This is a genomic window from Enterococcus sp. DIV2453a (genome assembly GCF_050533535.1).
GTDB lineage: Bacteria > Bacillota > Bacilli > Lactobacillales > Enterococcaceae > Enterococcus > Enterococcus faecalis.
The window spans coordinates 1,099,341-1,122,042 of the sequence record NZ_CP172899.1 but is presented as its reverse complement, the minus strand read 5'-3'; the positions used below and the strand labels follow the sequence as shown (position 1 = coordinate 1,122,042).

The following is a 22,702-nucleotide window of genomic DNA, read 5'->3' as shown; positions in this document are numbered from 1 at the left end:
AATCACCTTCCTAACCTTTTAGTAATTCCTTGATTTTGGTGGCAAATCCTGCATCAGTTACTCCGATAACCATTCGTGGTCGCCCAATCGCTTGGCTGAGCTCGAATTGACTGAACAGTTCGCTAACAGGAACATTATAATAAGAACTTTTGTCCTTGATTTTCTTTCTAGTATTCTCACTGGCATCTTGCGCAACAAACACAAATTTCGCTTTGTTTGCACGAATATCTTTAAGGGTTAATTCCTCGCCTGTGACTAATTTACCGGCGCGCATTGCTAAACCTAAAAGGTTCAAAATTTTGGTTTTATTTTCCATCGCCAAACAACTCTTTGCGGGCTTTTTGATGTGTTACATAATCCAATAGTTCTTGATAAAATTCATCACTTAATTTTGTTTCTAAGACACGATCAAGAATTTTTTTATCCCAAGCTTTTTGGACTTCCGCAGGATCCAAATCAACGTAAGCGCCACGTCCAGGTAATTTACCAGTTGGATCTAAGGCCACTTCGCCTTCTTTGGAGCGAGTAATTCTGACTAATTCTTTTTTCGGTTTCATTTCGCCTGAAACAACCGATTTACGCATTGGAATTTTTCTCTTTTTCATTTTTTCACCCTCCAAAAACGTTATTCTTGTTCAGGTAATTCTTCTGTAATTTCTGCTTCAACAACTGCTTCTTCAGCAGCCAAGTTTTCGTAATCATCTGCCGTCATATCTGAATGGATAATTGCTTCATCCATTTCTTCTGCCACTTCGGCAACTTCTTGATTGGCTTGTTGTTCATAAAATTCAGCCATATCAGATTCTGATTTGATATCAATTTTATGGCCCGTTAATTTAGCAGCTAAGCGCGCATTTTGACCACGTTTACCAATTGCTAATGACAATTGATAATCAGGTACAACAACTGTACATGCTTTGCTATTTTCTGGATCAAAAATAACATCTAATACTTGAGCTGGATTCAAGGCATTACTAATATAAATAGCTGGATCTTCGTTCCATTCCACAATATCCATATTTTCGCCTTTTAATTCATTCACAATCGCTTGGACACGTTGGCCTTTTGGACCGACACAGGTACCCACTGGATCAATATTAGGATCTGTTGAACGAACAGCTACTTTTGAACGATCGCCAGCTTCACGAGCGACACTTACGATTTCAACAATTCCATCATAAACTTCTGGAATTTCTTGTTCAAAAAGACGTTTTAGTAAATCTGGATGACTACGGCTTACAAAAACTTGTGGGCCTTTTGATGTGTTTTCAACACGTGATACGTAAACTTTAATCCGATCATGCGGTTGGTAAAATTCATTTGGCATTTGATCTTGTTTTGATAAGACTGCTTCGATTTTGCCTAAGTTTACATAGATATAACGACGATCTTGACGTTCAACAATTCCTTGCATGATGTCATTTTCGTATTCGCTAAATTCATTATAAATAATTGTTCTTTCTGCTTCACGGACACGTTGTAAAATTACTTGCTTTGCTGTTTGGGCAGCAATGCGGCCAAAGTCTTTTGGCGTAACTTCAAAACGAATTTTGTCGCCGATTTCATATGCACCATTTAATGCAACGGCATCTTTTAATGAAACTTCCAGTTGTGAATCAAATACTTCTTCTGTTACTTCTTTGACAGCATATACGTGAATATTGCCTTTTTTTGGTTCAAATTCAACTTCGACGTTGCTTGCTTGTCCATAATGTCTTTTATATGCAGAAACTAAAGCTGCTTGTAACGCTTCAATCACCGTATCTTTAGGAATCCCTTTTTCAGCTTCTAATACGTCTAATGCATTTAACATTTCTTTGCTCATTGTTTTTCTTTTCCTCCTATGGATTCGTTAAAGCTGAACGAGTGGTTCTTCTTCCAAGGGAAAAACTTCTCGTTAAAACTTGTCACAGGCCTAGCTAAAAGTAAAACTTTTAGTGGACCCTTTTTTACATTCGAGTCTGTTGATTAAAATTGAATGGCTAAACGAGCTTTTGCGATATTTTTACGTTCAAAAGTCATTTCCTTCACTCTGGTTTTAATTTTTACACTTAATGTTAATTGTTCTGAATCAAGATGGACTAAGGTACCTTCAATCTGTTTTTCTCCATCAACTGCTTGATAAAGAGAAATATGAATGTACTTGCCTACCGCTTGTTCATAATCGCTTTCTTTCTTTAACGGACGTTCTGCTCCCGGAGAAGAAACTTCCAGAAAGTACGCTTGCGGAATTGGATCTGGATCCATTGCATCTAGTTTTTCACTTAATTTTTCGCTGACAAAGGCACATTCCTCAATATCAATGCCACCTTCTTTATCGATAAATACTCGTAAAAACCAATTTTTTCCTTCCTTAACAAACTCTACTTCCACAAGTTCAAAATTTTGTTCTTCTAAGATTGGTGTGACTAACTTTGTTACAGTTTCCACAGCACTACTCAAAATTTTCGCCTCCTTCGAGATTGATGTAACGAACCGTGTCCTGATGACTTTTCCATCAAAAAGAGTGAGCAGAAATCCGCTCACTCCCAACTAGTATCATTACGCTAAAGATAGTATAGCACAGAACCACTCCAAACTCAAATGAACAAGCTAAATCTCTCGAAATTTGCACATTTTGTCTCGATTACTGAAACTATCTAAGCGATTATTTTTTCGTTTTAAAATAGATAAATAATCCTTGAATCAAAAGAAGGCTACCTAAGAAAAGAAACGCGTTTTCTTTTGTTTCTCCTGTTTTTGGCAATTCCTTATTACGAATCGCCTGTTTTTCAATGGTTATTGAAGTAGTTTCTGTGGTTGAATTCGTGGTAGTATCTGTTGTCCCACTCGTTGGTGGTGTGGTACTTTCTATAGGTTTTTCTGGCGTATAGTGATTAGTAAATACTTGACCTCCATCATACTGAGTAGTCGCCACAAGATTTCCTAAAAGCGCCTCGACGGTTACTTGAACTTGAAGGTTGTGCGTATCGTAGGAAACACCTGCCTGTTGCGTGTTTACTTCCCGAATGGTGTATTGATAGTTTCCAGGAGTTTCAAAGGTTAATGGTGAAAATTGAATTTTCCCTAAAGTATCGTTACTAACCGTTTCTAGTACTGTACCTTTCTCATCTAACAATTCAAATTGAAATTCAGCATCCTTTAGTGGTTTTCCTAAAAGAACTTTTCCAGCTAAAAATGAAGCAGCGACTGGTTGATATGAAATCTTATGATTCACAACAGTTTTCAGTGCAACTAAGTTTTTACCAAAGTCTTCAGGTGTTATTGAAATCTTGTTTTGCGAAAGCTGGTAACCGGTAGGTGCTTTGGTTTCTTCTAAAGTATAGTTATCTTTTAACAAGCCTTTAACAATCGCTGTTCCGTTTTGATCTGTTGTGATTTTGGCCACTGTTTGATTGGTTGAGTTACGAATGAGTTCAAACTCTGCACCTGCTAAACGCTGGCCTGCTTCATCTTCTTTATGAATTTCAACAACATATTGCTCACCATTGGCTTCTCCACCACCCGTTTGTGAGACACGACTCACTTCGACTTCTTCCACCACCGTTTGATTTTCTGTTAATTTTGCATAATTTGTGAAGGTTTCACCTTTTTCGGGAAGATGATCGATTTTGGTTTTATAGGTGATACGATATTCATTAGTCCCAATATTGCCAAAATGCACCGAAAAATTGCGGTCACCAGGACCATACTGGACAGACAACTGACCAGTTATATCTTCCTCTGACGTGAACTGCCAAATAGCATTTCCATCCAGTGTCCATTGTCCTCGTTCAATTTTCATAGTGTCTTTGATATAACTTAAACTTGCTGTTTTTAGCACATCTTCCACTTCTAAATCAGTATACGTTTGCCCTGTTGGATTAATCCGTAGTACATTGTAAATTTCGGTTGGATCGTCTTCGATAAACCACGAATACTTGCTAAATTTTTCGTTAACATCATCGCCTTCACCTTGGTAATCAAGATCGCCAGCAAATATTTTTTCCCCTTCCACCGTGACGTAAATAGGAATCTTGGATTCATTTTCGACATTTTCGAAATCAATCAAACTTGTAAAATATAAAGACCCACTAATATTGGCATGGTTTTCTACGTAATCTGTATACGTTAACGTGACCGTTTTATTTGCTACATCGGTCTGTGCGATTGCAACCACAGCACCTGTATCATCTACTACATTAAAGGTCATATTTTTCTCGAGACGTAGCTCTTCGGGTAAAGTGATCACACTCGTATCCCCACTATTAACGGTATTATCCGGTAAGTTGAACTCAATTCGGAGGTAGATGTCTGTATATTGATTAATGGTCCCAAGTGGGTTCCCCTCTTTGTCCGTTAGTTGAATCGCTGTCACAATGTTGCCCACTTGTTTACGCGGTATTACGTTTGGCGTAGCAGAAATTTGATTGGTTTCACTGGTACTAGTTGGTTCCGTTTGCGCATATCCTGTTTCAAGTTTCAGAAAAGGCGTTATCAGCGTCGACAAAAGAATGAAAAACATTCCCCAATAGACAAAACTTCTTTTTTTCATTTTTATTCAATCCTTCCTATCTAAAATAATTGGTTAGGTTTATACTATCAAGGATTAACTAGGTGCAAGTGTTTTTATTTTTCCCAACGATAAAAAACAAAAAACACCGAACCAAAATAATTTTGGCTCGGTGTTTTGCTCCTAATGTCTTTTCTTATAAAACCATAATTGAACTTTTTCAGAAATGGTTGATAAATGTTGGAAAGTTGAGTCTGCTGCAAAGAAAAGAATGGCTAAAAGTAACAAGGCTGTTGGCGATACCGAAGTTAACGAGAACAAGTTTTTCATGGAAATACTTGTAATAACCATTCCGATTAAACAGCCAATCATTACGCGCTTGCGGTAACGATTCATTGGTGAACTAATTTTATAAAGAACCATAAAGCCGACTGAAACTAGCAACAATGTTGCAGTCGTTGAAATGTCCGTTTTTTGAAGTGCAAGAATATCACCACAAATTAGTAAAGCACCGACTACTAACATATCCGTTAACCCACCAGGAATTGCTTTTGATAACACATTGAAAAGAAATTTCCCTTCAATGCGACGATGATTTGGTTCCAAAGCTAGAAATGTCGAAGGAATACCAATTGTAAATAAACTAATCAATGTGACTTGTGTCGGTTGTAAAGGATATGTCACGGCAAAAATCATAGCAAAGACAGACATCAGCAAGGAGAAAATATTTTTTACAAGGAATAAACTTGAAGAACGTTCAATGTTATTAACTACTTGGCGGCCTTCAAAGACAACCTCCGGCATCGTTGAAAAATCAGAATCCAACAACACAACTTGCGAGGCTTGTGCTGTAGCTTGATTTCCTGAAGCCATGGCAATACTACAATCTGCTTCTTTCATGGCTAAAATATCATTGACTCCATCCCCTGTCATCGCCACTGTATGATCTAATTTTTTCAACAATAGTACAAATTGTTTCTTTTGTTCTGGCGTGACACGACCAAAAACGGTGTATTTTTCTAAAGCTTCTGTCTGGGCTTCCATTGTAGTTAATGTTCGCGCGTCCACATAATTTTCAGCACCAATAATGCCTGCCGCTTGTGCTACATTGGATACTGTTAAAGGATTATCGCCAGAAATGACCTTAATGGCCACATTTTGTTCAGCGAAATATTCAAAAGTTGCTTTGGCTTCTTTACGAATCGGATTCCAAAGAAGAATGTAGCCTAGAGGTTGAACCTCTGCTGCCAACGTTTCCTGAAATTCTCCTAAATACTTTCCGAACACCAATAAGCGATAGCCTTGACTTGTATAATGTTCCACTTCAGATTGATACATTTCATAATTGTCTCTCAAAATCATCTCTGGCGCCCCAAGAATATACGTCGCTTCTGGGAAAGTCACGCTACTAAATTTTTCGACAGACGAAAACGAGGTGTAGCTAACGGCTTCCCTCTGATTATTAGTAACAAAAAATTCTTTCATCGCTTTCATCGTATCGTTGTCAGCTGACATTGTTCGGCAAAAATCGCCAATTAATTTTTCGACATTGGTTAAGTCTGTACCATCATTTTCGATACTCGCCACAGGAACCAACTCTTGGACTTCCATCGTGTTTTCAGTAATTGTTCCTGTTTTATCTACACATAACACATCGACACGTGCTAAGGATTCGATACTTTTCATGTTGTGCAATAAAACGCCGCGCTTCGCTAAGCGCATTGTGCTGGCAGCTAATGCAACGGTTGTTAAAAGGTACAACCCTTCCGGAATCATCCCAATCAAGGCAGCTTCCATGGAGACAATGCTGTCATGAAGCCCTTGATGGTTGATGAAATAACTTTGGAAAAATAGAACACAGCCGATCGGGATAATAATAATCCCTACCCATTTCACCAAACGGTTAATGGAACCGACCATCTCTGATTGTTCCCCTTTTTTAATTGATTTCGCTTCAAGCGTTAATTGATGAACATAGGCCTCAGCGCCAATTTTATCAATTCTTGCATAACAAGAACCTGACACAATAAAGCTACCTGACAAAAGTTGGCTATCTGCTACTTTGGTAATCTCATCAGATTCCCCAGTTAACAAGGATTCATTCACACGGACTTCACCAGATAAGACAATTGCATCCCCAGAAATCTGTTCACCCGATTTAAAGAGCACCACATCATCCAAAACCAGTTCATCTGGCGAAATTTCTTGTTCTTGGCCATCCCTTACAACGGTTACTTTTGTAGCGTTTAGAATATTTAAGCTATCTAATACTTTCTTCGACTTAATTTCTTGGTAAATTCCAATGACCGTATTAATGATTACTACTGGCAAAAAGGTCATATTTTTATAAGATTGTACCAGCATTAATAACACACCTAGTACCACAAAAATTAAGTTGAAATACGTAAATACGTTATTAATAACAATCTGTTTCGTTGTGATAAACTCTGTATCGACGGCGGCATTGACTAAGCCTTTTCGCTGTCTTTCTTCAACTTGTGCGGCCGTCAAGCCTTGTTTATCTTCTGGATAATAGCGTTCCGCGTTAGCAGTCACTGCTATTGGTTCATTTTCTTGCATTTCTTTTTTTCTTCTCAAACACATCACCCCTTGTTCTAGTCGACTCTTTCATCGTCTCCTTCTCTCCCACAGTATAGCACTGAATAAAAATTTAGATAACAACTAGCGCCCAACTATAGAAAAAAATTATACATTTCCTAAACATTGTCATTTTCAGGAACAAGCTAACGCAAAACCTTTTCATTTACTTGTTTTTCCTTTACTATAGTAAAGAAGAAATATCAAGAAATGAGGAACAATTGATGGCACAGAATCACGTAATTAAAGTTAGTAAAAAAACATTAGCAGAGATGACCACTGTTTATCAACCCAATCGTTTAAATAAAACGGTCCCTTATACTGTCTTTGTGGCCAAGGTTGGCACCACTACCATCACTGCTTATCAATCAGGTAAAGTCATGTTTCAGGGACCTCAAGCTGAAAAAGAGGCCGCTCGTTGGGAAGGAACGAGTACCACACCACAGAAAAAAGTTTCTGCCCAGACTACTACACTGCCTGCTGATTTTGGCAACTGGTCTGTGATAGGTTCCGATGAAGTCGGTAATGGCAGCTATTTTGGTCCTGTAACTGTCTGTTCTGCCTATGTTGACAAAAGCATGATTAGCAAACTAAAAGCATTGGGTGTTCGTGATTCCAAAGAATTAACCGACCCACAAATTATTCAATTGTCACATGTCATTAAAGAACTGATTCCTTACAAGTTATTAATCGTTGAACCAAAAAAATACAATGAGATCCAACCAAACTACAATGCTGTACACATGAAAGTCGCTTTGCATAACCAAGCGATTTATCTGTTGCTACAAGAGTTGGCTCCCACAAAGCCAGAAGGGATTTTGATTGACCAATTCACCCCTGAAAATAACTATCGGAAATATGTTCGTAATGAAAAAAATCAAGTCACTGAAAAATTGTTCTTCGTCACTAAAGGAGAGCAGTATCATGTTGCTGTTGCTGCCGCCTCTATTATTAGCCGCGCTGCTTTTTTAGAAGAGTTAGACAAAGAATCTGCAGAATTGGGTTTCTCTGTGCCCTCTGGTGCTGGCAGCAAATCAGACCAAGTAGCCGCCCGTATTTTGAAAAAAGGCGGCCTAGACTTATTAGCGAACTACGCGAAGCTGCATTTTGCAAACACCCAAAAAGCCCAAAAGTTACTATAAAATAAACACCAAGCAAAAGTCCCAATGCCGATTAGCGGCGCTGGGACTTTTGCTTGGTGTAAAAAATTATTTTTCAATTTCGATAAACAGGACTTTTAAGTAATCACCTTCTGGAAAATTAGGATTCACTTGAAAGTCTGCCGGTAATTGATACGTGTCCGTAATCTTGTAACGAACATTTTTCTCTTGCAAGGCAGTAATCACCATTTTTTTATATTTGGCTAAGGATAAATTTGCCGCATTGGTTGAGGCAATAAGCGTTCCCTTATCCGTTAAAATATCAATAGAATCTTTCACTAGCTCCCCATAATTTTTAGCAACGGAAAAAACTTTCTTTTTGTTACGAGCAAAACTTGGCGGATCCAAAATGATCATGTCATAGCTCAAGCCTTTACGTGAAGCATATTTAAAGTAGTCAAAAACATCCATGACAATAATCTTTTGCGGGGCAAGATTTAAATGATTGACTTCAAATTGCTCAGTCGTTTTCGGTAAGCTTCGTTTAGCTAAATCCACACTAGTGGTGGCCACGGCACCTCCCATAGCGGCAGCTACTGAAAAAGCACCTGTATAACTAAACATATTTAAGACTGTTTTACCTACTGCAAAACCATCTACTAATCGACCACGAACTTCTTTTTGATCTAAAAAGATGCCTGTCATTAATCCTTCGTTTAAATAGGTAGCAAATTGAACGCCATTTTCAGTGACAAGTAATGGCTCGGGTGCTTGTTCGCCATACAAAAACTGTGATTCGGGTAAATCTTTTGTGGAAAAGCGAATCTTTTCGTAGGCACCAATAATATCAGGGTAAACTGTGCGAAACGCCGTCAAAAGTTCGGCTTTTTTCTGATAAAGGGTTTCATTATACCATGAAAAAACGGCGTAATCTGCATAGCGATCGATGATTAGACCCCCAATGCCATCTCCTTCTCCATTAAATAATCGATAAGCGGTTGTCAGCGAATCCTTTTCAAAAGACGTCCGCTTCTCACGACTTATTTCAAAGAGTTGTTGAAAAAAAGATTGATTAATTGGTCCATGCCATGACAGCAACCAACCAATTCCTTTATTTTGTTCGCCTAAATATCCTTCGGCTAAACGCTGGCCTTTACTATCAATCAAAGTAAGCCAATCTGTTGGCAACGGCGCCGGCACTTGTTGCAAATCTTCTTTCTGAATTAAAGGATATCCTTTTTTAAATTTATGTTCTGCTTTTTTAGTTACTTGAAGTTTCATTCTGTACACCTACTTTTCAAAGTCCTATCTAGTATAGCAAAAAAAGGCCCATCTGTCTTTAAAGGATTCAAGCTTCACGTCATTTAACGAACTAAAAAGTTTAAGGAAATAGTAAGTTTTCTTTAACATCACCATTCCTCACTTCGGTAAGAATTGACATAAAATTTGTGAAAGAGTAAAATTAAAGCGATATTGTAAAATACGAAATTTACCTAATTTTACTTTTATAGAATCATCGTTTAGAAAGGACGTTTATTTTGAAAAAATTATTTAAAACAAATATTTTGAACACGCGACTGGGGTTATTCTCGCTAATCGCCATCTTACTGTGGCTAAAAAACCTCTTTGCGTACGCCGTTGATTTCCATTTACGTTTGGAAAATATTAACGAGTATTTCATACTCTTAATTAATCCAATTGCCACAACGGTCTTTTTATTAGCCATCGCTTTGTATGTTCGCCGTAAAAAAGCTTCTTATATTACAATGATGATTATTTACTTCTTGATGAGTTTACTGCTCTTCTCAAATGTCGTGTATTATCGAGAATTTACTGACTTCATCACAGTTAATACGATGCTTGGTGCTGGCAAAGTAGCTAGCGGTCTTGGCGAAAGTGCCTTACGTCTCTTTAGACCTTATGACGTCATTTATTTCTTAGACTTCATTATTATTGGCGTATTATTATTAACGAAAAAAATTAAAACAGATGCGCGTCCAGTCCGCGCACGTGTAGCAGTCTCTGTCACACTCCTTTCTGTTGTCTTTTTCTTATTCAATCTATTTATGGCTGAAACAGAACGTCCCCAATTATTAGGACGTCAATTCTCTCGTGACTATATCGTGAAATTCTTAGGCTTAAATGCCTTTACCGTGTACGATGGCATTACAACTTACCAAACAAACCAAGTCCGTGCCGAAGCTAGTGCTAACGATATGAAACAAGTTGAAGATTACGTGAAACAACAATATGCGGCACCCGATGATAGTAAGTTTGGTATTGCAAAAGGCAAAAATGTAATTTATATCCATTTAGAAAGTTTCCAACAATTTTTAGTTAATTACAAATTAAAAGATGAAAATGGCGTAGAACACGAAGTCACACCATTTATCAATAGTCTTTACAATAGTAAAAGTACCTTTAGCTTTGATAACTTCTTCCACCAAGTTGGTCAAGGAAAAACAAGTGATGCTGAAACGTTACTTGAAAATTCACTATTTGGTTTAGACCAAGGTTCACTCTTTACACAAGTTGGTGGGAAAAATACGTTTGAAGCAGCACCCGATATTTTAAAACAAACGCAAGGATACACTAGCGCTGCTTTCCACGGAAATGCCGGTAACTTCTGGAATCGGAATGAAACCTATAAACGTTTAGGCTATGACTATTTCTTTGATGCTAGTTATTATGATGTTAATTCAGATAACTCATTCCAATATGGGTTACACGATAAACCATTCTTTAATCAATCCGTTCAATATTTAGAACATTTACAACAACCGTTCTATTCTAAATTTATTGCTGTATCCAATCATTATCCTTATTCTCAATTTACAAACGATGAAGCAGGATTCCCAATTGCAAAAACCTCTGACGAAACAATTAATGGTTACTTTGCAACAGCGAATTATTTAGATAAAGCGGTCGAAGAATTCTTTAACTACTTGAAATCTTCAGGTCTCTATGAAAACTCAGTCATTGTTCTTTATGGCGATCACTATGGGGTTTCTAATTCAAGAAACCAAAACTTAGCAGAATTAGTAGGTAAAACCAAAGCAGATTGGAACGATTTTGACAACGCCAATATGCAACGTGTTCCTTATATGATTCACGTTCCTGGTCAAGAAAATGGCGGTGTGAACCATACGTATGGCGGCCAAGTTGATGCCTTACCAACCCTTCTACACTTGCTTGGTGTCGATACGAAAAACTACATTCAGTTAGGCCAAGATTTATTCTCTAAACAACACAATCAAATCGTTGCTTTCCGCAACGGCAATGTTGTAACACCTAAATATACTATTTTAGGTTCTAGCATTTACGATACTAAAACAGGCACTTTAATTACAGAGCCAACCGAAGAAGTTAAGAAAGAAGTCGCTGATTTAAAAGCCAAAGCGACGAAACAATTAGAAACGTCTGACCAAATTACTAACGGCGACTTGCTTCGTTTCTATACCAATAGCGGCTTAAAACCAGTTAACCCAGAAGACTATGATTACAAGAACCAATTGCAACAACTGGAAGCAATTGAAAAAGAAAAAGGTGAAAAATCAACGAGTGTTTACAGTAAAAACAATAATAAATCAACCGTTGATGAATATCACACTGACAGTTATCAAGGCTATCAAAAAACTGGTAAATAAATCTTCAAAAAGCTTGAGCAATTTGCTCAAGCTTTTTTGCTACTTTTTCATAATTAATTCATATTATTTCACTATACTAAAGATAGTTTAGAGAGGTGAAAGTTGATGAGAAGTGTCCGTTACGCTACAGCTAGTAGTTTTTATCATAAAAAAATCACGTTAATCATTGCACTCTTCTTCTTCCTGTTCTCTTTCTTATTGACTGGGCTGTTTAACTTAATTGATTTTGAAAAAGAGTTTTTACGAACGATGCCAGACTTTGTCGATATTGAAAAACAAACTAGTTACCATTACCAACTGATCCAATACTATTGGCACCTCTATCTAGGTAGTGTCATTTTCTTTGGTGTTACTTTTCTTCTGTTGATGTATGTGACATTACGCATAAAAAAGGAAGAAATACATACATGGTATCACATGCACTTTTCAAATATGTATGTCACCAAACAGCTCTTACTAGAGTTATGTTTACCGGCTCTATTAGGAATTTTCAGTTTTTTACTTTTCACTTTAATGTTTCAAGAAACGTATAATACTGTTCTTTGGGCTGCTCGTGATGCTATTTTACAGTGGTCTCATTTGGAAACTCCAGCATTTTTAGCTAAAAGTACCGACCAGGATGTCACGATTACAAATATCCAGCATTTAGGGATTCAAACGATCCAAGCGTTTTCTTTTGATTTTAAAAGTATGCAGTCGCTTTATACAATCCGTAATTGCTTTGTTAACTGCTTAATCTTGCTTGGCATTCCTCTTGTTTGCGGGACTCCTTTCACATTGATTTATTTACGTACACATCAGAAATAAGGGAGGGATTTTCTATGAATGTCACACCATCATTCAAAAAAACAACCGAAAAAAAATCCTCATTCGACGCGTTAGCTTTGCGAGAAGTTTATGGAATCATTTATTCTGCTCCAGAACAAGAACTCGCATTGGCCGATTTTTTCCAAACAAACCAATTAACCATTACTAGGCTTTCTTCTAGTGAAACCTTTCTGCCTTACTTGCCATTAGAAGAAAATTTATTTATCGCTAGTACGATCAAAGAACGGGATCGAAAAATAGTTCTAGCCGAAGCTTTCCAGGTGTTCCAATTAGAACCTGCCTTACTTGGTCGTTCCTTTACTTCTTTTACGACTTTTGAAAAAATTAAAATGCGCATAATACAACTTTTGCTTTCAAAAACAAGTACGTTAGTGATTGATGATATCTTTTCTTCATTAACGATTGGACAACGTCAAGAAATTTTACCTCAATTAAAAATAGCAGTTCAAAAAAGAAACAAGCGCTTGCTATTTCTGACAAAGGATCCACAAATTATTGATAGTCCCTATGTGCACCCCCTGTCTCTACATGCGTTATTAAACTAAAAAAAACGTCTGGCACTGATTGTGACCAGACGTTTTCTTTAGTTTTCAGTGATTTCAACATCAGGAAATGAAATAATAAATGTGGTGCCTTTACCAGGTTCACTCTCAACATTAATTTTTCCTTTATGCAAGCGGACCAATTGTTGAACGATTGGTAAGCCTAATCCTGATTCTCCATATTTCGTATTTTTACGGGATGGATCTACTTTGTAATAACGATCCCAGATATTCAGAATTTGCTCTTCCGTCATGCCGATTCCTGTATCAGAAATACGGACAATGGTTTCTAAATAGCCTTTTTCTAAAGCAATATGAATTTCGCCATTTTCAGTAAATTGGATGGCATTTTGAACAATATTGACAACTACTTGAACGAAACGATCATAATCGGCATACACATCAATTGGTTCAGTGGTGTCTAAATACAATTGATTACCGGCGGCTTCAGCTTTGGCCGTTAGTTGAGTCACAATATTTTCTAAAGCTTCTGTTCCGTTGAACTTCTTCACAACAATTTGAATCTGGTTGGTCCGAATTTTTTCATAATCAAGATTTTCATTGACTAAGCGAATCAAGCGAGCGGTCTCATTTTGCATCAGTTTAATCGCATTCTCTTTTTGATTTTCAGGAATAGCATTATACTGCAATCCCTCTAACAAGCCATTAATAGTTGTTAAAGGCGTCCGCATTTCATGAGAGGCATCCGCCATAAATTGACGACGGCGCTCTTCTTGCCGATTGATTTCTTCTTGTGATTCTTTTAAAGACGCGGCCATTTTATTAAAATCTTCTGCTAGGTCATCAAATTCATCTTTGTCATGGACCGGTAATTGAATATCAAAATTTCCACTAGTAATTTCTTTGGTGGCTTTACGCATCCGATTAATTCGTTTCACTTGGAAAGTCGCAAATAGATAGCTTAGTAACAAGGCAATCACACCAGAAAAAATAAAGCCTTTAATCAAGTTTTGTGTCACGGACTGGACACTTCGGTCAACGTTTTTGGCAGGTTGTGTAATCACCAATGCTCCAAGCAGAGTTTTAGTATTTTTATCAAATACAGGCAGCATCACGTAGGCTGAGGTATTCTTTTCCCCATAAATATCAACGTTTTCTGTTGCATAAACGTAGTTACCTTTCATAATTTGATCCCAATTTTTATCAATTAAAGAAAAGTCTAACTTTTTCGTGCTATCAATTGTTGGGTATAGAACTTCTCGATTCTTTTTAATAAATACAAATTGTACATCTTGCTTTTGTAACACTTGCTCAGTTAACTGTAATGAATAAGCAAATGCATTTCGTTCTGATACTCCGGCTATATTGGTGAAAAATCCCCTTGTTTCTATGACTGATTCTGCATAACCATATAATTGATCATAGTTGTTAGCTTGCATTGTGCGCTTGGTCAATTGTGTGAAAGACGTTCCAACAATGAGAATAATCAGAGCAATCACACCTATAAAAGCAAGTAATTGTTGATACAAATACTTCATTAAGCAACACCTGAATCGTCGAATTTATACCCTACGCCCCAAACCGTTTGGATGACTTGAGGACCTACTTTTTCAATTTTTTGTCGTAATTTTTTGATATGGGCATCAACTGTCCGTTCATCGCCAAAGTATTGATAGTCCCAAACCAATTCTAGTAGTTGTTCGCGTGAAAAGACTTGGCGTGGTTTTTTTGCTAAAGTGTATAGCAAATCAAATTCTTTAGGTGTTAAGCCTTCAATTAATTGATTATCTAAATATGTTTCTCGTGTTTTCGTATTCATTTTAAAATGATCCGTAATCACATCAAATGTTTCATCTGTATTCTCAGACGTATCATGCGCAGCCTCTGCCACCTCGGCACGACGATGTAGAGCTTTCATCCGTGCAATCAAAGTTAATGGACTAAATGGTTTTGTCACATAATCATCCGCACCCATTTCAAGGCCAATTACTTGGTCACTTTCAGAATCACGAGCGGTCAACATAATAATGGGAACATTGGCTGAAACTTTGCGAATTTCACGACAAACAGCCATCCCATCCATACTAGGTAAGTTTAAGTCTAACGTAATCATGTCCCATTTTTCTGGCGAAGCAAGAAAAGTCGCCAATCCTTCTTTGCCATCATCTTTAAAGGTAGCTTCCCACCCTTCATTTAAGAAAAACATTTGCATCATTTCTGAGACGGATTCATTGTCTTCAATCATTAATATATTCATTTCATTCACTCCTTATTCACTTTTCATAAAACTGCTCTATTGTAGTATACTCTAAAATTGAATTTGTACCAACCGATTCTATATTTCTTCAAAAATCCTTTACAGAACCATCAAAAATCACTTTTTTTCCTGCTCTTTTAAAGAAAACGAAAGGAACCCATTGTCTTTTCAGAAAAGTTTGTTAAAATAACAAGCGTAGAGAGGATGTTAGGGTATGGATAAAATGAAAGCTATTACTTTTTTTGATTTAGATGGAACTTTGTTAGATGGAACATCGCAAATAACTCCTGAGATTACCGCAGCAGTGGCGGCCTTGAAAGACAATCAAATTTTACCTTTAATTGCGACAGGACGGACCTTGTGTGAGATTCAGCCAATTATGAAAGCCAGTGGCATTGACTCAGCGATTGTAATGAACGGGCAATTTATTCATTATGAAGGAAAAACGATTTATTCAGATGAATTTACAACAGAGGAATGTGTTTCACTGCATGAACATGTCAAACAGCGTGGTCATGAATTGGCTTTTTACAATGAGCGCCGTATTTTTTGTACAGGGCATACTGGCACAGTGAAACAAGCCTATGATTATATTCATTCAGCTGTTCCAGAAATTGATCCCACAGGTTATGAGAATGATGCCGTCAACATGATGTTGGTCTTAAGTCAACATGGCGATGATGATGAATATTACTATGAGCGGTTTCCTGAATTGACCTTTTATCGCAATGGTCCTTTTTCAATTGATATTGTTCGTAAAGGGGTCTCTAAAGGCTCTGGTGTCAAAAATCTTTTTAACACCTTGGGATTAAACGGCATTCCCACTTATGCCTTTGGTGATGGCATCAATGATTTGGCGCTGTTTGAGGCCTGTGATTATGGAATTGCCATGGGTAATGCGCGAGAAGAACTAAAAGAAAAAGCCACCTTTATTTCAACTAAAAATACTGAAAATGGCATTGTTAATGGCTTGAAAAAATTTGATTTACTATAAGAGAAAACTACCTTCTTCTATTGATGTACTTTAGAAGAAGGTAGTTCTTTTGTATGTTCATTTTTCTTTTTCTGCTGTGCACAGAGAGCTACTCCCACTACTTGAATCAGCAAAATCGCTCCCAACAAACAACTTAATACGATGTTTCCTGATAGGATTGTTCTTCTGATTAAAATAATTAATACGACACTGCTAATTCCGTAGAGTAACCATTGGTTGTCCATTTTTATTGACCCCTTTGTTTTTCTATGTTTAGGATAGGATGTTTCCTACTAAAATGCAAGGAAAGATCCTAGATTCTTACAACTAACCCATAATTTTTACTAATTCCTTATTTGTTTTCATTTATTCTTAAGATTCGTTTCATTTTTGTAAAAAATCACACTTTTTTTCTATCTCTGTTTTAAATTGCGTACAGTTCTTAAAAAAAATGATACACTAAAAGTGAACTCGAAATGAAAGGAGCCATTCCTTTGGTTAATAGCGAAAAAAGAAAACAATTAATTATTGATACATGCATTTTAGCTGGAAAAATTATGCTGGAAAGCGGATCTGAAGTATATAGAACCGAAGATACGATTACTCGGATTGCTGCAAATGCTGGCGAGCCAGAGAGCGTTTGTTATACGACGGCTACAGGGATTTTCGTAGGCTTTCGTTCCAGTAATTATACGCAATTAGAAAACATCCCCCAGCGCTCGATTAATTTGGAAAAAGTTAGCCTTGTCAATCAATTATCAAGAGAATTTGCGCAAAAAGAGATTACTCTACCAGAGCTTTATCAGCGCTTAACTCTATTAGAAACGGATACCCCCACTTTTTCAATTTCGTTACGCTTGTTAGCAGCCGGAATTGTTAGTTGTACGTTAATGTACATTTTTGGTGGCACTTGGCAAGATTTTATTGCAACTTTTTTTGTTGGCGTGATTGGGTATGCCAGTTATCTTTTTACCCAAAAGTTATTCCAAGTTCCTTACCTCGATTCATTCGCAGCCGCTTTTGTCATTGGTTTGTTGGCCTATTTGGCTGTGCATTTTCGCTTAGCAGTCAACATCGATAATATTATTATTGGTGCGGTAATGCCGTTAGTTCCAGGTGTGGCGATTACGAACTCTTTTCGCGACATTTTAGCGGGCCACCTCATCAGCGGGACGGCGCGAGGAACAGAAGCTATTTTTATTGCTGGGTCTGTTGGCCTAGGGATTGCCTTGATTTTTAAATTATTTATGTAAGGAGTGTTCAAATGGAACTAATTTTTCATCTTCTCTTTAGTTTTTTAGCGACTGTGACGTTTGGTATTATCACGAACATTCCTCGTAAAGCACTGGTGGCTTGTGGCATTACTGGCATGACAGGCTGGATGATTTATTATGTCTTAACGCAAACTTTTGATGCTAGTCAAACCTTTGCAAACTTTTTAGGAACGGTCGGGTTAGGGATCGCTAGTATCTTTTTTTCCCGTTACAAAAAAATGCCGATGATTATTTTTTATATTCCAAGTTTGGTTCCTTTAGTACCAGGAGGCCCTGCCTATCAAGCAGTTCGGAGCATTTTGTTAGGAAATATTGATGACGGGTTGCAGTTGATTTTAAAAGTTGTCTTTACTGCTGCAGCTATCGCAGCGGGCTTTATGGTGACCTCGTTACTGGAACGAATTGTCAAACGTTTTTTCCCCAAGCGACTCTTCCGATTGGTCAAAAAATAAAAAAACAAGCTCATTTTCTGAGCTTGTTTTTTTATTCTACTTCTTCAAAGAACAGCAACAAATCTTGTAGCGTTAATTGTGCTTTTTCAGCAGCGTTTAAATCTTGAACAATTTTACCTTTTTGTAAAACAATTAAACGATTGCCATATCGTAAAGCATCTTCCATTCGATGGGTAATCATCAAACAAGTTAAGTTCCCTTCTTCAATCCGTTGTTCCGTTAAGTGCATCAACTGCTTGGATGTTTTGGGATCTAAGGCAGCAGTATGTTCATCTAAAAGTAATAATTCTGGTTTTGTGATAGTGGCCATTAATAAACTTAAGGCTTGGCGTTGACCGCCAGAAAGGTTACCTGTCGGTGTATCCAGATGATTTTCCAAGCCATTGCCAACTTCTTGACAGATTTTTGTAAACAAGGCGCGTTGCTCATTTATCTTCCGTAATGTTAAGGGACGTTTTTGTCCGCGTTTCATGGCAAGCAATAAATTTTCTGCCACAGTCATTCTTGGTGCTGTCCCCATTTTAGGATCTTGAAAAACACGCGCTAGAGATTTGGCCCGTTTGACTTCAGAAAGATTGGTGCGATTGACTCCTTCAATTAAAAATTGTCCTTCTGTTAGTGTCAAAGTTCCTGCTAAACTATTGAATAGCGTACTCTTGCCTGCGCCATTTCCACCTAAAACAGTAATGAAGTCCCCAGGATAAATGGCTAAGTTCACATGATCCAAAATCACTTTTTTTTCATTCATCCCATTATCAATGATTTTTGTCGCATTTTTTAATTCAACAACTGGTTTCATTTCGTTCCCCCCTTATCAGAAAAGCCGTGTAGTCGTAATGCTTTTTTCAATTGTGGGATCATTAAACAGATTGCTAAAATCACTGCTGAGAAGATTTTCAAATACGTCGTATCAAAGCCTAATTTAATCACTAATAAAATCAATAGTTGATAAATAATACTCCCTACAACAATCGCCATCAGCCGTTCACCAAACGTTAATTCTCCAAACAGTACTTCACCAATAATGAGTGAAGCCAAGCCAATCACAATGACACCTGTTCCTTTACTTACATCCGCATATCCATCATTTTGGGCAATCAAAGCGCCAGATAAGCCAATCAAGCCATTCGATAAAACCAATCCTAAAATTTTCATGCGATCCGTTTGAATGCCAATCGAGCGAGCCATTTCTTCATTGTCACCTGTCGCAATATAGGCTTGTCCTAAACTAGTATTAAAGAAAAATAACAGTAAAATCATTACCACAGCCAAAACACTAATCCCTAAAAAAATAGTATCATAATAATCGGGTAAGGCCATTTTTTGAAAAACATCTTGAATCTTCGGTTGGTTTAATAAAGACTTATTTGGCGATTTCATCACAAATAAAATCACGGAATTTAAACCAGACATCACTAAAATTCCTGCTAAAATAATTGGAATTTTTCCTTTTGTAAATAGTAAACCAGTCACTAAACCGGCAATCATTCCTGCTCCGACCCCTAAAAGAGTCGCTACAAATGGTGAAACCCCTGTTGTAATGGCAGTTACACAAACCGCCCCTCCTAACGGAAATGAACCTTCTGTGGTCATATCTGGAAAATTTAAAATACGATAAGTCATAAAAATACCTAGTCCTAACAAGGCCCATAACATTCCTTGTCCAATTGCTGAAACAATCATCGCTTCTCCTACTTTCTTTGATAATTAGTTAATCAATTTCGATTTTTTTGCTAACTCTGCGGGAATCGTAATCCCTAACTTTTGAGCTTGTTTTTCATTGATAATTGTGTCGCCTGTATTAAAGGTATAAATGGGTGTAGTTGCTGGTTGACTTTTCCCAGACAGAACCTCTGCTGCCATTTTGCCGGCTTGTACCCCCAACGCATGTTGATTAATCCCAACAGTTGCTAAACCGCCTTGTTCTACCATTGTATCCACCGAAGGAATAATCGGCGTCTTGGTTCGATTTGCTTCTCCGACTACCGTTTGCATAGCATTAGCAATCGTATTATCAGTTGGTATATAAATCACATCTGTTTCCTTAGTCATCACTTGAACCGTTTGTGCTATTTCATTACTTGATGGCACAGCATATGTTTTCACTGTCAATCCTTTGGCTTCAGCTGCTTTCTGCGCTTCAGCTACTTGGTATCGAGAGTTTTCTTCTGAGGAAGCATAGAGAATACCTATTTTTTTGGCAGCTGGTATCAATTCTTTTAGTAAATCCATCTGGGCTGACAAAGGAGATTGATCACTAACACCCGTGATATTACCGCCTGGCTTTTGATTGTCTTTCACCAATCCTGCACTAACAGGGTCCGTAATGGCGCCTAAAATGATCGGGATTTCTTGGGTAGTGTTGGCTAACGCTTGCGCAGCTGGCGTGGCGATACCAATTAAAACGTCTGCCTTTTTTTGTACTAATTGTTGACTCATGATTGCTAACTTACTCTGGTCGGCTTGACCATTTTGAAAAATAATTTCTAAGTTTTTGCCTTTGTCATAGCCATTTTCCTTTAACCCTTCCTCAACACCTTTATAAATTTCATCCAATGCGGGGTGACTGACAAACTGCAAAACCCCTACAGTAACGGTTTCTTTCTTTGAATTCGTCACTTTTTGATTCACAAAAAAAGCACCAATTAAATAAATAGCTAATAAAGACACGACAAACGTTAAACGTTTATTTTTCATTTTGCATTCTCCTAACTGCCCTTTTGTTTGGCAACTTTTTCTTTTTAATAATAAAACCATTATCTATAGGGCGTTTCTTCCGTTGAAAGTGAAACTGAGATTCGTAATCCTCTGCTTAGTCAAAATCCTAGGAACACTTTTTTACAAATGTCAGGATTTAACTGCGACGAGGATCGCAACTTTGGTGAGAATCGCAGGAGCACTTTTTCTACGAATGGGACAACGTTCTCTTCGTTCACCTTGTACTACTCATCACTCTTAAAGGCCAAACTGCGGCGAGTATACGCAGCCTGCATCTACTCTGTCACTTCGTGCCAATCGTAGTGCTTGTCAGGATTTAACTGCGACGAGGATCGCAACTTTGGTGAGAATCGCAGGAGCACTTTTCTACGAATGGGACAACGTTCTCTTCGTTCACCTTGTGCTACTCGTCATCTACTCTGTCACTTCGTGCCAATCGTAGTGATTGTACGAATGGGACAACGTTCTCTTCGTTCACCTTGTGCTACTCATCATCTACTCTGTCACTTCGTGCCAATCGTAGTGATTCGTAGCAAAAAAACAACGACTTATCCTAAGTGTTTAGGAGTGGTCGTTGTTTTTATGCAAAACAAAAACCACATAGACGGGTCCTCTATGTGGTCGTTTTTTCTTCTTGAATATAACCAGCATAGATACACTTTTTAGAATAAGTCTTCTAAAGTTGTATCTATGAAAGAATCATACATACAACTATCTACGCCAGTTTTGCCATGATTGGTGCATTTCTTTTACGTTAGATAATTGTGTCATGTATTTTCCCTCCTAGTTATGTTGTTAAAGGTAGTCTACACTATATTGATTTTGTTCGTCAAGAAAAAGTTTTTATTTTCTTGCATTTCTTTTACTTCTAAAAAACGAGCCACTCTTATGAGAGGCTCGTTTTTCTTTATTTCAGCATATTTACCACTTAATTGTTTCGGTTTCTTTCAATTTTCACGGGAACTTTAACTGCTTGTTTTTGCGATTGAATCAGCCATAAACTTACTAAAATCGTCATTGAAATTACTAATGCCATCGAAAATCCCCTCTTTCTAGTTCCTTAAAACTTTCTACAATCTAAGTTTAACATAGCTAGCTATTATTCACCAGTTTCTGGTACTGTATCAGTGCTTTCTATCGTCGTTTCAGTAGATTGAGCAACGCCAGTCGTGCTGGTCGTCGTCTGTGTTTCCGCGGTCTTTGCTGCTTCTTTTTCAGCTTCTTGGGCTGCCTTTTGTTGGTCTTTCAAAACGCCAGCCATCGGTAATCGATTTAATTCTGGTATTAATTGTGTTTTTAAATCCATAGATTTTTCGACAACCGTCCGTGTCTTTTCTTTGCCATTTTCAAAGAAAACAAGCGTGATCTCATCGCCGCTAACATTGTATTGCTCTTGTGCTTTGCCAGCATTATAAATTAACGGATAGATATACAGCGAACGATGAAATTCATTCATTTTATCTGAATTAAACAGCTTCACCATTTGATCGTATTGCTTGCCAGATGGTTTAGCAAACATGACTGACATGGCTCCTGTTTCTTGGATTTTCTTGTCTGCTGTTTTGTAATCTAAGACACTGACTTTCTCTGATTTGATGGGTCCTGCGACTAACGATTCAACTTGAGCAGCTCGAATATTTTTTTGCATCGTTGGAATAAAAATGATTGAGCCAATTATTAATACTAATGCTACAATAGCGGTAATCATTAACAGTTTTCTTTGTCTTAATTCATAAAGTGCCTCTTTTAGTTCTTCCATAAAATTATTCAACTTCTAATCGCTCCTCGCTTTTAGTTCTTATCTATTATACTAATCATTTTCTTTCTTGCCTACCCTTGCGCTTTAATTACTAAAAAAAC

Annotated in this window: 21 protein-coding genes; 7 read left to right on the top strand and 14 right to left on the bottom strand. The window is 37.4% G+C overall.

Features of this window, described 5'->3' with window-relative positions:
* Nucleotides 1-10: 10 nt before the first annotated feature.
* The 6 genes from IGK03_RS05625 to IGK03_RS05600 form a co-directional block, all read right to left on the bottom strand.
* Entirely contained in the window at nucleotides 11-316 is a 306-nt protein-coding gene (locus tag IGK03_RS05625; RefSeq protein WP_002357860.1) for a YlxQ-related RNA-binding protein, read from the bottom strand.
* Complete coding sequence (gene rnpM / locus IGK03_RS05620) at nucleotides 306-605, bottom strand: RNase P modulator RnpM (RefSeq protein ID WP_002363794.1); 300 nt, start codon at nucleotides 603-605, stop codon at nucleotides 306-308. Before rnpM ends, IGK03_RS05625 begins: the two co-directional genes overlap by 11 nt.
* 20 nt (nucleotides 606-625) lie before the next feature.
* Complete coding sequence (nusA, locus tag IGK03_RS05615; protein WP_002357862.1) at nucleotides 626-1,825, bottom strand: transcription termination factor NusA; 1,200 nt, start codon at nucleotides 1,823-1,825, stop codon at nucleotides 626-628.
* A gap of 143 nt (nucleotides 1,826-1,968) precedes the next feature.
* Nucleotides 1,969-2,442, bottom strand: coding sequence for a ribosome maturation factor RimP (rimP, locus tag IGK03_RS05610; protein ID WP_002357863.1), 474 nt, complete (start codon nucleotides 2,440-2,442; stop codon nucleotides 1,969-1,971).
* A 205-nt stretch (nucleotides 2,443-2,647) separates the two neighbouring features.
* Nucleotides 2,648-4,534 (bottom strand): Ig-like domain-containing protein, encoded by a 1,887-nt coding sequence (locus IGK03_RS05605; protein ID WP_010713477.1) that lies wholly within the window; start codon nucleotides 4,532-4,534, stop codon nucleotides 2,648-2,650.
* A 141-nt stretch (nucleotides 4,535-4,675) separates the two neighbouring features.
* Nucleotides 4,676-7,096, bottom strand: coding sequence for a cation-translocating P-type ATPase (locus tag IGK03_RS05600; RefSeq protein ID WP_025191341.1), 2,421 nt, complete (start codon nucleotides 7,094-7,096; stop codon nucleotides 4,676-4,678).
* Nucleotides 7,097-7,314: 218 nt separating this feature from the next.
* Here IGK03_RS05600 and rnhC point away from each other — a divergent pair, with 218 nt between their 5' ends.
* The gene (gene rnhC, locus IGK03_RS05595; RefSeq protein ID WP_010713479.1) at nucleotides 7,315-8,232 is read left to right on the top strand and encodes a ribonuclease HIII; all 918 of its coding nucleotides are present in this window, start codon (nucleotides 7,315-7,317) and stop codon (nucleotides 8,230-8,232) included.
* A 66-nt stretch (nucleotides 8,233-8,298) separates the two neighbouring features.
* On the opposite strand, the gene IGK03_RS05590 is transcribed toward rnhC, so the two are convergent.
* Entirely contained in the window at nucleotides 8,299-9,471 is a 1,173-nt protein-coding gene (locus IGK03_RS05590; RefSeq protein ID WP_010713480.1) for a class I SAM-dependent rRNA methyltransferase, read from the bottom strand.
* Nucleotides 9,472-9,728: 257 nt separating this feature from the next.
* Between IGK03_RS05590 and IGK03_RS05585 the strand changes: the two genes are divergently transcribed.
* From IGK03_RS05585 to IGK03_RS05575, 3 genes are all read left to right on the top strand, one after another.
* Complete coding sequence (locus tag IGK03_RS05585) at nucleotides 9,729-11,837, top strand: LTA synthase family protein (protein WP_002357869.1); 2,109 nt, start codon at nucleotides 9,729-9,731, stop codon at nucleotides 11,835-11,837.
* A 105-nt stretch (nucleotides 11,838-11,942) separates the two neighbouring features.
* Nucleotides 11,943-12,644, top strand: a complete 702-nt coding sequence (locus IGK03_RS05580) for a hypothetical protein (RefSeq protein ID WP_430602548.1) — start codon at nucleotides 11,943-11,945, stop codon at nucleotides 12,642-12,644.
* Nucleotides 12,645-12,658: 14 nt separating this feature from the next.
* The gene (locus IGK03_RS05575) at nucleotides 12,659-13,210 is read left to right on the top strand and encodes a hypothetical protein (RefSeq protein WP_202334808.1); all 552 of its coding nucleotides are present in this window, start codon (nucleotides 12,659-12,661) and stop codon (nucleotides 13,208-13,210) included.
* A gap of 38 nt (nucleotides 13,211-13,248) precedes the next feature.
* Here the strand turns inward: IGK03_RS05575 and IGK03_RS05570 are convergent, their stop codons facing one another.
* Together IGK03_RS05570 and IGK03_RS05565 are read right to left on the bottom strand one after the other, a co-directional pair.
* A complete protein-coding gene (locus tag IGK03_RS05570) occupies nucleotides 13,249-14,706 on the bottom strand; it encodes an ATP-binding protein (RefSeq protein ID WP_430602546.1) in 1,458 nt (485 codons plus the stop codon).
* Nucleotides 14,706-15,425 carry a response regulator transcription factor gene (locus IGK03_RS05565; protein ID WP_002381953.1) on the bottom strand — a complete coding sequence of 240 codons (720 nt, stop codon included), beginning with the start codon at nucleotides 15,423-15,425 and terminating at the stop codon, nucleotides 14,706-14,708. Before IGK03_RS05565 ends, IGK03_RS05570 begins: the two co-directional genes overlap by 1 nt.
* 214 nt (nucleotides 15,426-15,639) lie before the next feature.
* On the opposite strand from IGK03_RS05565, the gene IGK03_RS05560 reads away from it, so the two are divergent.
* Entirely contained in the window at nucleotides 15,640-16,419 is a 780-nt protein-coding gene (locus IGK03_RS05560) for a Cof-type HAD-IIB family hydrolase (RefSeq protein WP_002363786.1), read from the top strand.
* A 17-nt stretch (nucleotides 16,420-16,436) separates the two neighbouring features.
* On the opposite strand, the gene IGK03_RS05555 is transcribed toward IGK03_RS05560, so the two are convergent.
* On the bottom strand, nucleotides 16,437-16,643 hold the full coding sequence (locus IGK03_RS05555; protein WP_002357875.1) for a hypothetical protein: 207 nt from the start codon (nucleotides 16,641-16,643) through the stop codon (nucleotides 16,437-16,439).
* A gap of 231 nt (nucleotides 16,644-16,874) precedes the next feature.
* Here IGK03_RS05555 and IGK03_RS05550 point away from each other — a divergent pair, with 231 nt between their 5' ends.
* Together IGK03_RS05550 and IGK03_RS05545 are read left to right on the top strand one after the other, a co-directional pair.
* Entirely contained in the window at nucleotides 16,875-17,651 is a 777-nt protein-coding gene (locus IGK03_RS05550; protein WP_002404495.1) for a threonine/serine exporter family protein, read from the top strand.
* Between the two features lie 11 nt (nucleotides 17,652-17,662).
* Nucleotides 17,663-18,124: a threonine/serine exporter family protein gene (locus IGK03_RS05545; protein WP_002357877.1), complete on the top strand. Its 462-nt coding sequence runs from the start codon at nucleotides 17,663-17,665 to the stop codon at nucleotides 18,122-18,124.
* 31 nt (nucleotides 18,125-18,155) lie between these two features.
* Here the strand turns inward: IGK03_RS05545 and IGK03_RS05540 are convergent, their stop codons facing one another.
* The 4 genes from IGK03_RS05540 to IGK03_RS05525 form a co-directional block, all read right to left on the bottom strand.
* The gene (locus tag IGK03_RS05540) at nucleotides 18,156-18,923 is read right to left on the bottom strand and encodes an ABC transporter ATP-binding protein (protein WP_002357878.1); all 768 of its coding nucleotides are present in this window, start codon (nucleotides 18,921-18,923) and stop codon (nucleotides 18,156-18,158) included.
* On the bottom strand, nucleotides 18,920-19,807 hold the full coding sequence (locus IGK03_RS05535) for an ABC transporter permease (RefSeq protein WP_010713483.1): 888 nt from the start codon (nucleotides 19,805-19,807) through the stop codon (nucleotides 18,920-18,922). Before IGK03_RS05535 ends, IGK03_RS05540 begins: the two co-directional genes overlap by 4 nt.
* A 24-nt stretch (nucleotides 19,808-19,831) precedes the next feature.
* A complete protein-coding gene (gene trpX / locus IGK03_RS05530) occupies nucleotides 19,832-20,821 on the bottom strand; it encodes a tryptophan ABC transporter substrate-binding protein (RefSeq protein ID WP_002391629.1) in 990 nt (329 codons plus the stop codon).
* 1,120 nt (nucleotides 20,822-21,941) lie between these two features.
* Nucleotides 21,942-22,601, bottom strand: coding sequence for a hypothetical protein (locus IGK03_RS05525; RefSeq protein WP_033625509.1), 660 nt, complete (start codon nucleotides 22,599-22,601; stop codon nucleotides 21,942-21,944).
* Nucleotides 22,602-22,702 lie beyond the last annotated feature (101 nt).

Coding starts and splice junctions, on each gene's coding strand:
- IGK03_RS05600 (WP_025191341.1), bottom strand. CDS start 7,096: ATGTGTTTGAGAAGAAAAAAAGAAATGCAAGAAAATGAACCAATAGCA.
- IGK03_RS05545 (WP_002357877.1), top strand. CDS start 17,663: ATGGAACTAATTTTTCATCTTCTCTTTAGTTTTTTAGCGACTGTGACG.
- trpX (WP_002391629.1), bottom strand. CDS start 20,821: ATGAAAAATAAACGTTTAACGTTTGTCGTGTCTTTATTAGCTATTTAT.
- IGK03_RS05535 (WP_010713483.1), bottom strand. CDS start 19,807: ATGATTGTTTCAGCAATTGGACAAGGAATGTTATGGGCCTTGTTAGGA.
- IGK03_RS05565 (WP_002381953.1), bottom strand. CDS start 15,425: ATGAATATATTAATGATTGAAGACAATGAATCCGTCTCAGAAATGATG.
- IGK03_RS05590 (WP_010713480.1), bottom strand. CDS start 9,471: ATGAAACTTCAAGTAACTAAAAAAGCAGAACATAAATTTAAAAAAGGA.
- rnhC (WP_010713479.1), top strand. CDS start 7,315: ATGGCACAGAATCACGTAATTAAAGTTAGTAAAAAAACATTAGCAGAG.
- IGK03_RS05525 (WP_033625509.1), bottom strand. CDS start 22,601: ATGGAAGAACTAAAAGAGGCACTTTATGAATTAAGACAAAGAAAACTG.
- IGK03_RS05560 (WP_002363786.1), top strand. CDS start 15,640: ATGGATAAAATGAAAGCTATTACTTTTTTTGATTTAGATGGAACTTTG.
- nusA (WP_002357862.1), bottom strand. CDS start 1,825: ATGAGCAAAGAAATGTTAAATGCATTAGACGTATTAGAAGCTGAAAAA.
- IGK03_RS05540 (WP_002357878.1), bottom strand. CDS start 18,923: ATGAAACCAGTTGTTGAATTAAAAAATGCGACAAAAATCATTGATAAT.
- IGK03_RS05550 (WP_002404495.1), top strand. CDS start 16,875: ATGAAAGGAGCCATTCCTTTGGTTAATAGCGAAAAAAGAAAACAATTA.
- IGK03_RS05555 (WP_002357875.1), bottom strand. CDS start 16,643: ATGGACAACCAATGGTTACTCTACGGAATTAGCAGTGTCGTATTAATT.
- IGK03_RS05580 (WP_430602548.1), top strand. CDS start 11,943: ATGAGAAGTGTCCGTTACGCTACAGCTAGTAGTTTTTATCATAAAAAA.
- IGK03_RS05570 (WP_430602546.1), bottom strand. CDS start 14,706: ATGAAGTATTTGTATCAACAATTACTTGCTTTTATAGGTGTGATTGCT.
- IGK03_RS05575 (WP_202334808.1), top strand. CDS start 12,659: ATGAATGTCACACCATCATTCAAAAAAACAACCGAAAAAAAATCCTCA.
- IGK03_RS05605 (WP_010713477.1), bottom strand. CDS start 4,534: ATGAAAAAAAGAAGTTTTGTCTATTGGGGAATGTTTTTCATTCTTTTG.
- rnpM (WP_002363794.1), bottom strand. CDS start 605: ATGAAAAAGAGAAAAATTCCAATGCGTAAATCGGTTGTTTCAGGCGAA.
- IGK03_RS05625 (WP_002357860.1), bottom strand. CDS start 316: ATGGAAAATAAAACCAAAATTTTGAACCTTTTAGGTTTAGCAATGCGC.